14 protein-coding genes and 1 tRNA gene are annotated in these 13,269 nt (G+C 71.0%); 4 read left to right on the plus strand and 11 right to left on the minus strand.

Translation table 11 applies throughout. The features are described from left to right. Positions 1-119 precede the first annotated feature (119 nt). From ACGF4C_RS37615 to ehuB, 9 genes are all read right to left on the minus strand, one after another. A tRNA-Lys gene (locus ACGF4C_RS37615) sits at positions 120-193 on the minus strand. A gap of 171 nt (positions 194-364) precedes the next feature. Next, positions 365-1,123, minus strand: coding sequence for an IclR family transcriptional regulator (locus ACGF4C_RS37620; RefSeq protein WP_030414003.1), 759 nt, complete (start codon positions 1,121-1,123; stop codon positions 365-367). Positions 1,124-1,562: 439 nt separating this feature from the next. Then, positions 1,563-2,027 carry a hypothetical protein gene (locus ACGF4C_RS37625; protein WP_030414004.1) on the minus strand — a complete coding sequence of 155 codons (465 nt, stop codon included), beginning with the start codon at positions 2,025-2,027 and terminating at the stop codon, positions 1,563-1,565. 105 nt (positions 2,028-2,132) lie between these two features. Then, a complete protein-coding gene (locus ACGF4C_RS37630; RefSeq protein ID WP_362147621.1) occupies positions 2,133-2,549 on the minus strand; it encodes a hypothetical protein in 417 nt (138 codons plus the stop codon). 154 nt (positions 2,550-2,703) lie between these two features. Next, the gene (locus ACGF4C_RS37635) at positions 2,704-3,219 is read right to left on the minus strand and encodes a winged helix-turn-helix domain-containing protein (RefSeq protein ID WP_393572881.1); all 516 of its coding nucleotides are present in this window, start codon (positions 3,217-3,219) and stop codon (positions 2,704-2,706) included. A gap of 464 nt (positions 3,220-3,683) precedes the next feature. Then, positions 3,684-4,526: an ectoine/hydroxyectoine ABC transporter ATP-binding protein EhuA gene (gene ehuA, locus ACGF4C_RS37640; protein WP_388967214.1), complete on the minus strand. Its 843-nt coding sequence runs from the start codon at positions 4,524-4,526 to the stop codon at positions 3,684-3,686. Further along, positions 4,516-5,133 (minus strand): ectoine/hydroxyectoine ABC transporter permease subunit EhuD, encoded by a 618-nt coding sequence (gene ehuD, locus ACGF4C_RS37645; RefSeq protein WP_362147663.1) that lies wholly within the window; start codon positions 5,131-5,133, stop codon positions 4,516-4,518. The genes ehuA and ehuD overlap by 11 nt, the downstream gene beginning before the upstream one ends. A 32-nt stretch (positions 5,134-5,165) precedes the next feature. Then, the gene (gene ehuC, locus ACGF4C_RS37650; protein ID WP_030414009.1) at positions 5,166-5,897 is read right to left on the minus strand and encodes an ectoine/hydroxyectoine ABC transporter permease subunit EhuC; all 732 of its coding nucleotides are present in this window, start codon (positions 5,895-5,897) and stop codon (positions 5,166-5,168) included. Continuing rightward, positions 5,894-6,829 (minus strand): ectoine/hydroxyectoine ABC transporter substrate-binding protein EhuB, encoded by a 936-nt coding sequence (gene ehuB, locus ACGF4C_RS37655; RefSeq protein WP_393572884.1) that lies wholly within the window; start codon positions 6,827-6,829, stop codon positions 5,894-5,896. The genes ehuC and ehuB overlap by 4 nt, the downstream gene beginning before the upstream one ends. Positions 6,830-6,972: 143 nt before the next feature. On the opposite strand from ehuB, the gene ACGF4C_RS37660 reads away from it, so the two are divergent. Further along, on the plus strand, positions 6,973-7,473 hold the full coding sequence (locus tag ACGF4C_RS37660; protein WP_030414011.1) for a DUF3830 family protein: 501 nt from the start codon (positions 6,973-6,975) through the stop codon (positions 7,471-7,473). 23 nt (positions 7,474-7,496) lie between these two features. Here the strand turns inward: ACGF4C_RS37660 and ACGF4C_RS37665 are convergent, their stop codons facing one another. Further along, the gene (locus tag ACGF4C_RS37665) at positions 7,497-8,912 is read right to left on the minus strand and encodes an amidase (protein WP_393572887.1); all 1,416 of its coding nucleotides are present in this window, start codon (positions 8,910-8,912) and stop codon (positions 7,497-7,499) included. 84 nt (positions 8,913-8,996) lie between these two features. Then, complete coding sequence (locus ACGF4C_RS37670) at positions 8,997-9,962, minus strand: D-2-hydroxyacid dehydrogenase (protein ID WP_393572889.1); 966 nt, start codon at positions 9,960-9,962, stop codon at positions 8,997-8,999. A gap of 207 nt (positions 9,963-10,169) precedes the next feature. On the opposite strand from ACGF4C_RS37670, the gene ACGF4C_RS37675 reads away from it, so the two are divergent. The 3 genes from ACGF4C_RS37675 (at position 10,170) to ACGF4C_RS37685 (ending at position 13,158) form a co-directional block, all read left to right on the plus strand. After that, the gene (locus ACGF4C_RS37675) at positions 10,170-11,096 is read left to right on the plus strand and encodes a decarboxylase (protein ID WP_393572891.1); all 927 of its coding nucleotides are present in this window, start codon (positions 10,170-10,172) and stop codon (positions 11,094-11,096) included. Positions 11,097-11,242: 146 nt separating this feature from the next. Continuing rightward, positions 11,243-11,965, plus strand: coding sequence for a decarboxylase (locus ACGF4C_RS37680; protein ID WP_393572898.1), 723 nt, complete (start codon positions 11,243-11,245; stop codon positions 11,963-11,965). Between the two features lie 62 nt (positions 11,966-12,027). Beyond that, entirely contained in the window at positions 12,028-13,158 is a 1,131-nt protein-coding gene (locus tag ACGF4C_RS37685) for an LLM class flavin-dependent oxidoreductase (RefSeq protein WP_393572893.1), read from the plus strand. The last annotated feature ends 111 nt before the right edge of the window (positions 13,159-13,269 follow it).

The following is a 13,269-nucleotide window of genomic DNA, read 5'->3' on the forward strand; positions in this document are numbered from 1 at the left end:
GCCCCCGGTCGACGCGCCATCAGCCGTCCGCCGCCGGTAGCTCCGCCACCCGCGACCCGCCCCCCCCCAGGCACAACGAAGTGGGCGCCCCCGGAAACCGAGGGCGCCCACTTCCTACGTGCGCCGCCAGGGACTCGAACCCCGGACCCGCTGATTAAGAGTCAGCTGCTCTAACCAACTGAGCTAGCGGCGCGCGCTGACGAAAGAAATACTACCTGGTCGAGAGGGGTGCTCCTGACCACCCGCCGAGAGCACCGGCCCGCCGGGAGCCTGCTGGCCCGCCAGCCTTCGAGCCCTCCAGCCTTCGAGCCCGCCGCCCTTCGAGCCCGCCGCCCTTCCGGCAGCAAGTCATCCCCCGCCCAGATCAGATCGCCAACGACAGCAGGACCGGTGCGGCCTTGCGGTTGAGGGTGTCGGCGGCCTGGCGGAGGCGGTGGGCGTGTTCCAGCGGCATCGACAGGGCGAGGCAGCCCACCGTCGAACCGGCTGTGATCGGTACGGCGGCGCAGACCGTGCCGACGGCGTACTCCTGGAGGTCCAGGACGGGGACCGTGGGCGGCTGGCTGTCGAGCTTGTGGAAGAGCACCTTCTCGTTGGTGATCGTCCGGGAGGTGAGCCGGGCGGTCTTGTGGCGTGAGAGGTGGTCCTTGCGGCCGTCGTGGTCGAGCTGCGCGAGCAGGCATTTGCCGACCGCGCTGGCGTGTGCCGTACGGCGGAACTCGGCCCACTCGTTGACCTTCGGCGCCAGCGGCCCGTCGGCGTAGTGCAGGATCTTGACCTCGCCGTCGATGTACCGGCTGATGTAGACCGCCGCACCGACCGAGTCCCGCAGCTGGTCGAGGGTGAGCTGCAGCTTGTCGCGCAGCGCCTGCTCGCGGTTGCCGCCGGAGCCCAGCAGCAGGAGCGATTCGCCGACGACGTACGCGCCGTCGGTGACCTGCTCGACATAGCCCTCGCGCCGCAGCATCGACAGGAGGTGGGCCAGCTGGCCCGGGGACAGGCCGGTTTCCCGGGCGATCTGCACATCGGTCACGCCGTCGGCGTGCCTGGAGATCGTTTCGAGCACGCGAAGGGCGTACTGCACCGAATGGAACGGCGCGGTCGGCTCGGGCTTCAGCGCCACGGTGTCCCCCTAGCAGGTTGGTACCGCTTGCGTCGTCACCGCCGTCGGCAGGCCGGACGACGTCGTGGACGACCGATCCCGGACAACGGGGCTGCTATCACGATAGCGGCCAACCGCCCTCGATGGAGGGGGTCTTGACCGAAAAGAGCCGGGCTTCGGTTTTCTGTACTGCGGCTTGAGACTCTGGCATATGCCAAGGTCACGAAGGTGAGGCCCTGGGGCGGGAGTGTCACGGTGTTGCCCGGCCGCCCCCGGTACAGGCGGGGGAGGGGCCCGGGAGCGCGGGAAGAGCGATGGGATTCGGCCAACTCGTGGCCGGTAGAAGGTTCGTTGCAGGCCAAAGGCAGGCCGGCGGGGCCGTCAGCGGTGCGGCGGGGGTGCCCGCCGCGGCGTCGGATGGCCCCGCCGGCCCGTCGGACCGGCGGGGCCGGCGAGGTGCTCAGGAGGTCCTGAGCATCTTCTCGTCGCTGGTCCACTTGATCTTGTTGCCCTTCCAGGTGCTGACGTACCAGAGGAAGACGTGCTTCTCGGCCATCTGGCGGTCGAAGTTGCAGACCTGCCAGCCGCCCTTGTAGTTGCCGTAACACCGGTAGCCGGGCTGGCCACCGGAGTTGACCGTTCCGCGGACCTCGACCCGCAGGCCGTCCTTGAGGGTGTCCTTGATCCAGACCCGGTCGCCCTTGGCCCGGAAGCACGCCATGCCGGCCATCTTGCGGCCGTTGGAGACGGTGTTGCAGTAGGCGTCGAACTTGGTCGACTTCCGCGTCGGCTTCGCCTTCTGGCTGTAGACCTTCTTCTGGGCGTGGACGTCGCTGCCGGTGGCCGAGGCGGCGCCCGGAAGGGCGCCCACCAGGGCGGTGGCGGCGAGCGCGGCCCCCGCGGCGCCCGCAATGATCCTGCGCATACGTATCTGCCTTTGCTGGTCGTGAGGTGGTGGTCGGCAGTCGGTGGTCAGCGGCCGGTGGTCAGCGGCCGGTGGTCGGCGGCCGGGTCGGGTGCCGGGGCGGGCTCAGCCGTAGAGCGGCTTGCTCCACACGGTCTTGTGCAGGCCCTTGCCCCACGAGGCGGTGACCTTGGTGCGCCACTTCTGCACGGGCATGTCGTCCTTGACCTCGCGGGTCGACTTGAAACAGGACCTGCCGTGGCTCTCGCAATGCGCCGTCGCCATTTTCTTCTTGCCCTTGTAGAGGGTGACGGTGAACTTGGTGTAGGCGGGCTTGTAGTTGCACTTGATGGCGCCGCTGCCGAACTTGTCGGTCTTCCGGTCGACCCGGTCGGTGTAGGCGGAGACCTTGCAGCTCTTCTTCTGCACCGCGGCCCCGTGGTCCGCGGCCAGGGCGGTGCCCGATGCCATTCCCGTCGTACCGAGAATGCTCACGGCGGCGGCACTCACGAGGAGTGCGCGGGCTGCCTGGTGAACGCGCATCTGTATTCCCCCTTCGGTGGTTTGTCGGCCGGGCCGGGGACGGGCCGCACGAGGGAATTCCGGTAGGGGCCCGGAATTCCCTCGGCGGCGTCCCCGCCGGTGAATCGCCTTCAGTCTTGAACAGACCGGCAAGGTGGCCAATGTCGGGTCGATGTCAGTTCGCTGACGGCTTTCGGGCCGGGGGTGCGAGCCGCAGGCCGTAGCCGCGGACCGAGGCGATGCAGACGTCGACGCCGGCCTGTTCCAGCTTCCGGCGCAGGCGGCGTACCGCGCTGTGGATCACCGTGGTGTCCACCCCGCAGGACGCTCCCCAGACGTCCCTGACGAGTTGCGGGAACGACACCACGCCGGTGCCCTCGCGGGCGAGGCGGACCAGCAGCCCGGTCTCCTGGGCGGTCAGTTCCAGCGGGACGCCGTGCCACAGCGCCCGTTGTTCGTCCGGCCGGATCTCCAGATGGCCGGCCCGGAGCGGGGCCGGCCGCCGGGGCGCGCCCGGCTGCGGCTCGCCGTCCATCAGGCGTCTGGCCTGGTCCAGGTCCCGGACGAGGAGGACCGGCAGATTGCTGTGCAGCAGTTCGTTGAGCTGCTCGATGTCGTCGACGGTGTCGGCGACGACCACCGCGTAGGCGTCCGGGTGGCGGACCGGCGGCTCCTGGGTGTGCGTGCTCACATCAGCTCCTCGGGAATGCACCAGGAGGGAAATCGGGCCGGGCGGGGCTGGTGGTGCCGGATGTTCTTCGCCGGCCGCCGACTGATGTGGCGAGAAATGAGACGTCCACGTCTCCACTGTCCTTCCCATGCAAAAGGGACCCCGTCGCAATTCCTGCGGACAGACACCTGGGACGGACCGACTCCGTTCGCCCACCCTGGTCATGAGGTGGCGTCAGGTCGTCCGCAGGCAGTGCTGGAACGGTAGACGTTAGACGTGTTTTCGGCCATAGGCCGGGGACTTGAGGAACTGTTGGGCCGAGCGCGCCGGGCCGGCCCGGGTGATATTGCGGGATTCGGCGGGCAAGGGTGTCGGTGGGCGGAAATGGGAAAGGTGGTGCGCCCCGGAGAGGCGGGGCACACCACCTGAACGCGGCGCCGGTCACCGGGTTTTCACAAAACCTCCCGGTGCGGTGCGCGCCGCGGTCACAGCACGGCGCTGAGGAATTCCCGGGTGCGTTCGTGTTCCGGCTCGCTGAAGATCTGCTCCGGCGGGCCGAATTCGATGACCCGGCCGGAGTCGAACATCATCACGCAGTCGGAGATGTCCCGGGCGAAGTTCATCTCGTGGGTGACGCACAGCATGGTGATGTCCGTGGTGTGGGCGATGTCGCGCAGCACGTCCAGGACGCCGGCCACCAGTTCCGGGTCGAGGGCCGAGGTGACCTCGTCCAGCAGCAGCACCTGCGGGCGCATCGCCAGGGCGCGGGCGATCGCGACCCGCTGCTGCTGGCCGCCGGAGAGCTGGGTGGGGTACTTGTCGAGGTGCTCGGTCAGGCCGACGAGGTCGAGCAGTTCGCGGGCGCGCTCCTCGGCGGCGTCCTTGTCGAGGCCGAGGACGTGCACCGGTGCCTCGGTGATGTTCCGCAGCACCTTCATGTTGGGGAAGAGGTTGAACTGCTGGAAGACCATCCCGATGTTCTTGCGGACCTCGCGGATGTGCTTCTCCCCGGCGGGGACGAGCTTGCCGGCCTTCTCCTCGTGGGTCAGGAAGTGCGGGCCGACCTTGATGGTGCCCTCGTCCGGCTTCAGCAGCGTCATCAGCAGCCGCAGGATCGTGGTCTTGCCGGATCCGGACGGGCCGATGAGGGTGACGTGCTTGCCGGAGTAGACGGTCATGTCCAGCGAGTCGAGCACGGTGTGGGTGCCGAACCGCTTGGTGACGCTGTCGAAGCGGATCAGTTCGGTGTCCGTCCCGGTCTCCGTGCGGGAAGGGCTCCCGTCCGCGGGGCCGGCCTGGTCGTTCGGCGGTGTGTGGTCAGCGGACAAGACGACGCTCCAGGGCTCGCAGGAGGAGGGAGGTGGGGTAGGAGATGACCACGAAGAGGATGCCGACGACGGTGATCGGTTCCAGGTAGTCGAAGGTGGTGGCGCTGATGCTGTTCGCCTGGAAGAGCATGTCGGCGACGGTGATGCCGGCCAGCATCGGCGTGTCCTTGAACATCGCGATGACGTAGTTGCCCAGAGCGGGGACGACCCGGCGGAACGCCTGCGGCAGGATCACCGCGATCCAGGTGCGCCGGCGCGGCAGGTTCAGGGCCGTCGCCGCCTCCCACTGGCCGGGCGGGACACCGTCGATGCCGGCGCGGTAGACCTCGGAGGTGTACGTCGAGTAGTGCAGGCCCAGGCCGATCACGCCGGTGGTGAGCGGCGCGAAGGTCAGGCCCCAGCTCGGCAGCACGAAGAACAGGAAGAACAGCTGCACCAGCAGCGGGGTGTTGCGGATGAACTCGACGACGATGCTGACCGGCCAGGTCACCCAGCGGCTCGGGGAGCGCAGCAGCAGCGCCCACACCAGCCCGAGGACGAACGAGACGAGCGAGCCGTAGATCGTGGCCTGGACGGTGATCCACAGGCCTTTGAGGAGGTCGGGCATGATGTCGCCGACGTAGCTCCATGACCAGTTGTTCACGGCTTTCCTCCGGTGGCCAGCGCCTCGGGGCCCTGCGCTTCGACGGGCAGCTTGCGGGAGAACCAGCCCTCGCCGCGGGGCACCGCCCGGCCGACCGAGGCCTTGGCGCGGCGTTCCAGCAGCCGCATGATCCGGGTCACCACGAACGCGACCACGAAGTACAGGACGAGGATGATGCCGTAGACCTGGGCGCTCTGGCCGGTCGACAGCCGGGCCAGCTTGGCCTGGAAGGTCAGCTCACCGATGGACAGCAGCGAGGCCAGCGCGGTGCCCTTGAGCAGCTCGATCAGCAGGTTGTTGAACGGAGGCATCATCTCGGGCACGGCCTGCGGCAATATCACCTTCCGCAGCCGCTGCCAGGGCGAGAAGCTCAGCGCGATGGCCGCCTCCCGCTGGGCGGGCGCCACGGCCTGGACGGCGCCGCGGACGATCTCGGAGCCGTACGCGCCGTACGACAGGCCGAGCGCCAGGGTGCCGGCCCAGATGCCGACGAGCTGCCAGCCGAGCAGCGGCAGCGCGAAGAACAGCCAGAACATCAGCACCAGTGCCGAGGTGCCGCGGAAGAATTCGACGTAGACGCCGGACAGGAAGCGCACGGTCCGGAAGCGGGAGGTGCGGGCGAGGCCGATGCCGAAGGCGACGGCGGCGGCGAGGGCGGCGCTGTAGACCATCAGCTGGACGGTGATCCACAGCCCTTTCAGGAAGAGTTCCCACAGCGCAGAGGTCACTTTTTGCAGAGCTCCTTCGCCGTGAGGTCGGTCATGAACTCCTCGGTGAATCCGTAGGGTTTGGCGATGCGCAGGAGTTCGCCGCTCTTCTTCATCTTGTGAAGTTCGCGGTTGAAGGCGTCGCGGAGTTTCGTCTCGCCGATGCGGAAGCCGTAGCCGCCGCCGTCGCGCTGGAGTTTGCCGTCGACCTTCGGGGTGAAGGGCGGGGTCATCTCGACCTTGGGGTGCTGGCCGGTCTTGAGCGCCTCGATCATGGTCAGGGCGGTGCCGGCGAAGCAGTCGATGCGGCCGGCCTCCAGCGCTTCCATGCCGGCGATCTGGTCGCCGTAGGTCTGGATGTCGTCTTTCCGTACGCCGTTGCCGACCGCGTAGTCGATTTCCGCGTAGCCGATTCCGGTGCCCATCCGGAGCCCGCGCCTGGCGACGTCCGGATAGTCCTTGATCTTGTGTGGATTGCCCTTGGCGACGAGGAAGGCGTCCTTCGACTCGTAATCCGGGTCGGAGAACAGCACGGCCTGGCAGCGGGCCTTGTTGATGAACATGCCCGCGACGATCACGTCGTACTGGAAGGAGTGCAGGCCGGGCACCAGGGCGCCGAATTCGACGGGCACCGGCTCGAAATGCCGGACGCCGAGGCGCTGGAAGATGGTCTTGGCGACGGCCGGGGCCTCGCCGGTCAGCTGGCCCTTGCTGTTGATGGAGGCGTAGGGCGGCTCACTGGCGATACCCATCCGGACGGTGCCCTTGCTGCGCAGGTCGTCGAGGAGGTGTCCGCCGTCGGTGGCGCCGCTGATGTCGACCCGGGAGCAGCCCGCGGTCGCTCCGAGGGCACCCGCGCCGAGCGCCGCCACCCCCGCGAGCAGCGTTCGGCGGCCGATGCCGGGTGGCAATGTGCCGGTCATTTTTGAGGTGTTCCATGGTGGTGGAGCCATGGGCGCCCGGCTACCCGAACACCGGGCAGATATGCCGATCGTTTCCGGCCCTTGATGCAAGCCCGTCCGGGGCGTGTTCCGTTCATGTTCGCTGCTGGTCCCAAGTGTTCCGTACGCCGGTATTGCCCCCCTACGATCTGAGCATGACCGATCGCTTCATCGAAGTCTCGTTGGACAAGCGCGGCGTCAGCTGCACGGCCAAGATGCTCGACGACCGCGCTCCGATCACCTGCGCCGCCGTGTGGGACGCCCTCCCGCTCGGCGGCGACGTCTACCACGCCAAGTACGCCCGCAACGAGATCTACGCCCTCGTCGAGCCGTTCGCGCCGGAGGAGCCGCCGCTGGAGAACCCGACGATCACCCCGATCCCCGGCGACCTGTGCTACTTCACCTTCAGCGACACCCAGTTGGCCACCGCCTCCTACGGGTACGAGCGCGGGGCCAAGCACCGCGGCCGCGCCACCGTCGTCGACCTGGCGCTGTTCTACGAGCGCAACAATCTGCTGATCAACGGTGATGCGGGCTGGGTGCCGGGCATCGTGTGGGGCAGCGTCGTCGACGGCCTGGACCGGATGGCGGACGCCTGTCAGGACCTGTGGCGGGCCGGCGCCCTGGGGGAGACCCTCTCCTTCCGGCGCGCCTGAGGGACCGTCTCCGGCCGGCGCTCCTACGGGGCCGGGGGTGCGGGGATCGCCGCGGCCCCCGCCTCGTACAGGGCGTGCGCGGCGCGCAGTACGAGCGCGTCCGCATGCCGTGCGCCGACCAGCTGCACGCCGATCGGCAGCCCGTCCCCGTCCACCCCGCACGGCACGGTCGCCGCGGGCTGCTGGGTCATGTTGAACGGGTAGGTGAACGGCGTCCAGCCGGTCCAGCGGGTGTGGCCGGACCCGGCGGGCACCTCGACGCCCGCCTCGAAGGCGGTGATCGGTTCGGTCGGGGTCACCAGCAGGTCGTAGGTGTCGTGGAAGCGGCCCATCGCCTGCCCCAGCGCCATCCGGGTGTCGACCGCCGCCAGATAGTCCAGCGCGCGGTAGCCGGCGCCCTGCGCGACGATCTCGGCGAGCCCCGGGTCGAGCAGCGCCCGGTCCGCCTCGTCGAGGTGTTCGACGACCCGGGCCGCGCCGCTGAACCACAGGACGTGGAAGGCCGCCACCGGGTCCGCGATGCCCGGGTCGGCCTCCTCGACGTGCGCGCCGAGCCCGGCGAGCACCTCGACGGCCGACCGGATCGCGGCCGCCACCTCGGGGGCCACCGGCACGTCCCAGCCCAGTGACGGGCTGTAGGCCACCCGCAGTCCGGCGACCGGGCCGGCAAGCGCCGCCCGGAACGAGCCCGTGGCGGGCCCGAGCTGGGACCAGTCCCGCCAGTCGGCGCCGCTGATCACGTCCAGCATCAGCGCCGCGTCGGCCGCGTCGCGGGTCATCGGCCCGACGTGCGCCAGCGTCCCGAACGGGCTCGCCGGATACAGCGGCACCCGCCCGTAGGTCGCCTTCAGCGCGAAGATCCCGCAGAACGACGCCGGGATGCGCACCGATCCGCCGCCGTCGGTGCCCAGACTCAGCGGCCCGGCGCCCAGCGCCACCGCCGCCGCGCTGCCGCCGCTGGACCCGCCCGAGGTGCGCCGCGGATCGTACGGATTGCCGGTCACCCCGTGCCGCGGCGAGTCGGTGACGCCCTTCCAGCCGAACTCCGGCGTGGTGGTCTTGCCGAGGAACACCGCACCGGACTCCCGCAGCCGGGCCACCGACGGCGCGTCCTCCGGCCACGGCCCCTCGGCCCGCACCGTCCGCGAACCGCGCAGCGTCGGCGTGCCCCGGGTCAGGATCAGGTCCTTGACGGTGACCGGCACCCCGTCCAGCGGCCCGGCCGGCGCCCCGCGTCGCCAGCGTTCCGCCGACCCGGCGGCCGCCGCCAGCGCCGGTTCCGCGTCGATCCGGGTGAAGCAGTTCGTGGCGGCCTGGGCGGCCTCGGCGCGTTCCAGGGCGGCCCGGGCGGCCTCGACGGGGGTGAACTCGCCGGCGGCGTAGCCGGCCGTCAGACGGGTGGCGGTGAGGTCGGCCAGGTGGGTCGGTTCGGTGGTCATCCGTCCTCCGAGCGTCGGCCGCCCCGGGCGGGACGGCGGGCGGGGGCGGGGCCGGCCGCACCGGGCGGCGGGCGGCCCGCGCCGTCACTGCACCGGCACGTACCCGAGCCGTTTGTCGACCACGTTGGCGAGCGGCTCGCCGGCCGCCCAGCGGTCGAAGTTGTCCTGGAACTGCTCGGCCAGCGCGTCCCGCCAGCCCAGCGTGTCGCCGCTCATGTGGGGTGAGACGATCAGGTGCGGCACGTCCCACAGCGGGCTGTCCGCGGGCAGCGGCTCGCTCTCGAAGACGTCCAGCGCGGCCGCCGCGATCCGCCATTCGCGCAGCGCCGCGATCAGGTCCGGCTCGACGACCAGGGGCCCGCGCCCGACGTTGACGAACCGGGCCCGCGGCGGCATCAGGCCGAACGCCTCCTTGCCGAACAGGCCCCGGGTGGCGTCGGTCAGCGGCGCCGCGCAGATCACCCAATCCGCGTGCGGCAGCAGCCCGTTGAGCGCGTCAGCGGCGTGCACCAGCCCGAAGTGCGGATCGTCCGGACGCTCCCGGCGGCCGACCAGATCGACCTTGACACCCAGTGCCAGCAGGGTGCTGCCGATGGCCCGGCCGATCGGCCCGGAGCCGACCACCACGGCCCGGGTGCCGGCCAGCCGCAGCGTCTCGCGGTGCTGCCAGCGCCGCTGCCGCTGGAGCTCCCAACTTCCGTAGAAGTCCTTGGCCATGGCGATCACCAGGCCGGCGACGTACTCGGCGATCGGCTGCTCGAAGACGCCCCGGGCGTTGGTCACCACCGTGTCGTCGGCGACCAGCGCCGGGCACAGCAGCTGGTCCACGCCGGCGCTCGCGGTGTGCACCCAGCGCGGTTTCGGGCCCCGCTCCGGCCATGCCTCGCGGATCGCCTCGGAGGTGAAGTCCCAGGCCAACAGCACGTCGGAGGTGGGGAGTCGGCCGGCCAGCCCGGCCTCGTCGGTGAAGATCACTCGGGCCCGGCCGGTCAGCCGGTCGAGCGCGGGCGGCGGGTCGGATCCGAGGACGAGGACGGTGCTTTCGGACATAGCCAGAAACCGTTTCGAAAGGTGTGCCCACTTCACTGGAACAGGGCGCCGACAGATGCCTGAGATGCGAGGATTGACCACGCTAAGAAGTCGTATCTACCGTGTCAACAACGGCTCTGTCCCGACGTCCCGGCTTGCTCCGGCTGCACTTCCACCACGGCCACCGGCCTGGTCATTCCAGCCCTTCGTTTCTTCTAGGGGCCTTCAATGGACGTCTCTTTTCTGGGTGGCCCCCAGCCTCAGCTCGGTGTGGGCGTTGTCGCCCCTTTTGACTTCGCGCTCGACCGCGAGCTGTGGCGCTGGGTGCCCGACGACGTGTCCCTCCACCTCACCCGAACCCCCTTCGTGCCCGTCGAGGTGAGCCTCGACCTGGCCCGCCTGGTCAGCGAGCACGAAACGCTGGACGCTGCCGTCCAGGCGCTGTGCGCGGTCTCCCCGCAGGTCATCTGCTACGCCTGCACCTCCGGCAGCTTCGTCGGCGGACTGGCGGGTGAGCGGGCGATGTGCGCCGCCATGGCACAGGCGGGGGACGTGCCCTCGCTCACCACCTCCGGCGCACTGCTGGAGGCGCTGCGGGAGATCGGCGCACGGCGGATCGCCGTGGTCACCCCGTACACGAAATCGGTCACCGACTCCCTGGAGGACTACCTCGGCGAGGGCGGCATTACGGTCACCGGCCGCGCCTACCTCGGCCTGACCCGGCACATCTGGAAGGTGCCCTACCGCGACGTCGTCGACATGGCCCGGGCGGCCGTCGTCGGTTCCGCCGACGCGCTCTTCATCAGCTGTACGAACCTGCCGACGTACGACGTCATCCCGCAGCTGGAGGCGGAGTTGCGGATGCCGGTGCTGTCCGCCAACCAGGTGACGATGTGGGCGGCGCTGCGCGCCATCGGGGTGCGGGCGGTGGGACCGTACCAGGCGCTGCTCGATCCGGTGGCGCGGCGCGGACCGGCCGCGATGACCGGTTGGGAGCCGCCACGGGACGGCGGGCCGCTGTCGGCGGACGGCGGGCCGCGGGCGACCCCGGAGGCCGCGTTCGCCGGGCCGCCCGCACCTCCGGACGGCGAAGGGGACGGCGTCGAGCCACCCCATCTGCCACCCGACGATCCGGGCCTGCTGCCCCCGGTTTGAGGTCGGTCCGAACCCGGCCCGGAACCGTACCGAGGATGCCGCCGGCGACCCCCGTGGCGCCGGCCGCGCTCCTGCCCCGGCTCACCACCCGCCCCGACCCCGCGCACCACCCGGCACCCGCCGCCGCACACCCAAGGGAGACCCGCATGGCATCGGTCGGCTTCCTCTACCCCGGTCACTCCGCGGAGGACGACTACCCCCGGCTCGAAGCGCTCCTGGGCGGCGGGGTCCGCCTGCCGCTCGTGCACACCGACATCGGCGAGGACGCCCACCGGGCCGACGCGCTGCTGGAGATGGGCTCCGCGACCCGGCTGGCGGCCGGCGTCGACGAGCTGAAGGAACGCGGCGCCCAGGCCGTCGTCTGGGCCTGCACCAGCGCCAGCTTCATCTACGGCTGGGAGGGCGCCCACGACCAGGTCCGCGAACTGTCCGCCACCGCCGGCCTGCCCGCCTCCAGTACGTCCTTCGCCTTCGCGCACGCCCTGACGGCGCTCGGCGCCCGCCGGGTGGCGATCGCCGCGACGTACCCGGACGACGTCGCCGAGTACTTCCGGGCGTTCTTGAAGTCCGCCGGTGCGGAGGTGGTCTCGTCCCGCGGCAGCGGCATCATCACCGCCGCCGAGGTCGGCACCTGGGGCCGCGAGGAGGTCCTCGCGCTCGCCCGCGCCGGCGACCACCCCGACGCCGAGGCCGTACTGCTCCCCGACACCGCCCTGCACACCGCCGCCCACCTGCCCGCCCTCGAAGCCGAGCTGCGCAAACCGGTGCTCACCGCCAATCAGGTGACGGCCTGGGAGGGCCTGCGCCTGCTGGACCGGCCGCGGTACTGCCCGGCCCTGGGGACCCTGTTCGCCCGACCGGCGGAATAACTGGAGTTGCTCTCCGGTTGTCGCTGTGGAAGACCCGGCGACACGAGGAGAGGACCCGCACCGTGAGCGGCGAAGACGACAACCGGACCGGCGGCCCGACGCAGCACGACGACGGCGACGGCATACGCGGCACGGCCCGCGGCAGCGCCCCCGTGCCGCTGTCCGTGCTCGACCTGGTGACGGTCGGCGCCGGGCACACCGCCGCCGGCGCCGTCCGCACCGCCGTCGACCTCGCCCGTACGGCCGAACGCCGCGGCTTCCACCGCTACTGGGTCGCCGAGCACCACTCCATGCCCGGTGTGGCCTCCTCCTCACCCGCGGTGCTGCTCGCCCACGTCGCCGCCCACACCGCACGCATCCGGCTCGGCTCCGGCGGCGTCATGCTGCCCAACCACGCCCCGCTGGTCATCGCCGAGCAGTTCGGCACCCTGGAGGCGATGGCCCCCGGCCGGATCGACCTGGGCCTGGGCCGCGCACCGGGCACGGACGGCGCCACCGCCGCGGCCCTGCGGCGCACCGAGCGGCTGAACGAGGGGGCCGATGATTTCCCGCAGCAGCTGGCCGAGTTGACCCGCTTCCTGGACGACACCTTCCCCGACGGCCACCCGTACGCGAGGATCCACGCGGTGCCGGGGCCGGTGCAGGCCACCTCGCCCGGCGGCGTCCAGTCCCCGCACCGCCCGCCGCTCTGGCTGCTGGGCTCGTCCGGCTTCAGCGCCCGGCTCGCCGGCTCGCTCGGCCTGCCGTTCGCCTTCGCGCACCACTTCTCCGCGGCCAACACCCTTCCCGCGCTCGACCTCTACCGCGCCTCGTTCCGCCCCTCCGAGGTCCTCGCCGAGCCGTACGCGCTGATCGGCGTCTCCGCGCTGGCCGACGGGGACGAGCGGGAGGCCCGCCGCCAGGTCATGACCGGCGCGCTGGCGATGGTCCGGCTGCGCACCGGCCGCCCCGGCCTCGTCCCCAGCCCCGAGGAGGCCGAGGCGTACCCCTTCAACGAACTGGAGCGCGGCTTCGTCGACAGCTGGCTGTCCAACGTCGTCCACGGCACCCCCGACGCGGTCCGCCAGGGCCTCGACGACCTCGCCAAGCGCACCGGCGCGGACGAGTTGATGATCACGTCCAACGCGCACGGGCCCGCGGCGCGGGTCCGCTCGTACGAGCTGATCGCCGACGCGTACGGCTTTGCCGGGTAGCCCACGTTGTCGGCTGGCCCGCCGTGGGGGTTGCTGTTCTTCCGCCTTCGGCGGGCGTGGGGGTTTGGGCCGGGGGGCGCTCGGTTTCGTTGTGGTGCCGGGTGCGGTCCT

The organism is Streptomyces sp. NPDC048197 (assembly GCF_043202395.1).
GTDB classification, from domain to species: Bacteria; Actinomycetota; Actinomycetes; order Streptomycetales; family Streptomycetaceae; genus Streptomyces; species Streptomyces siderophoricus.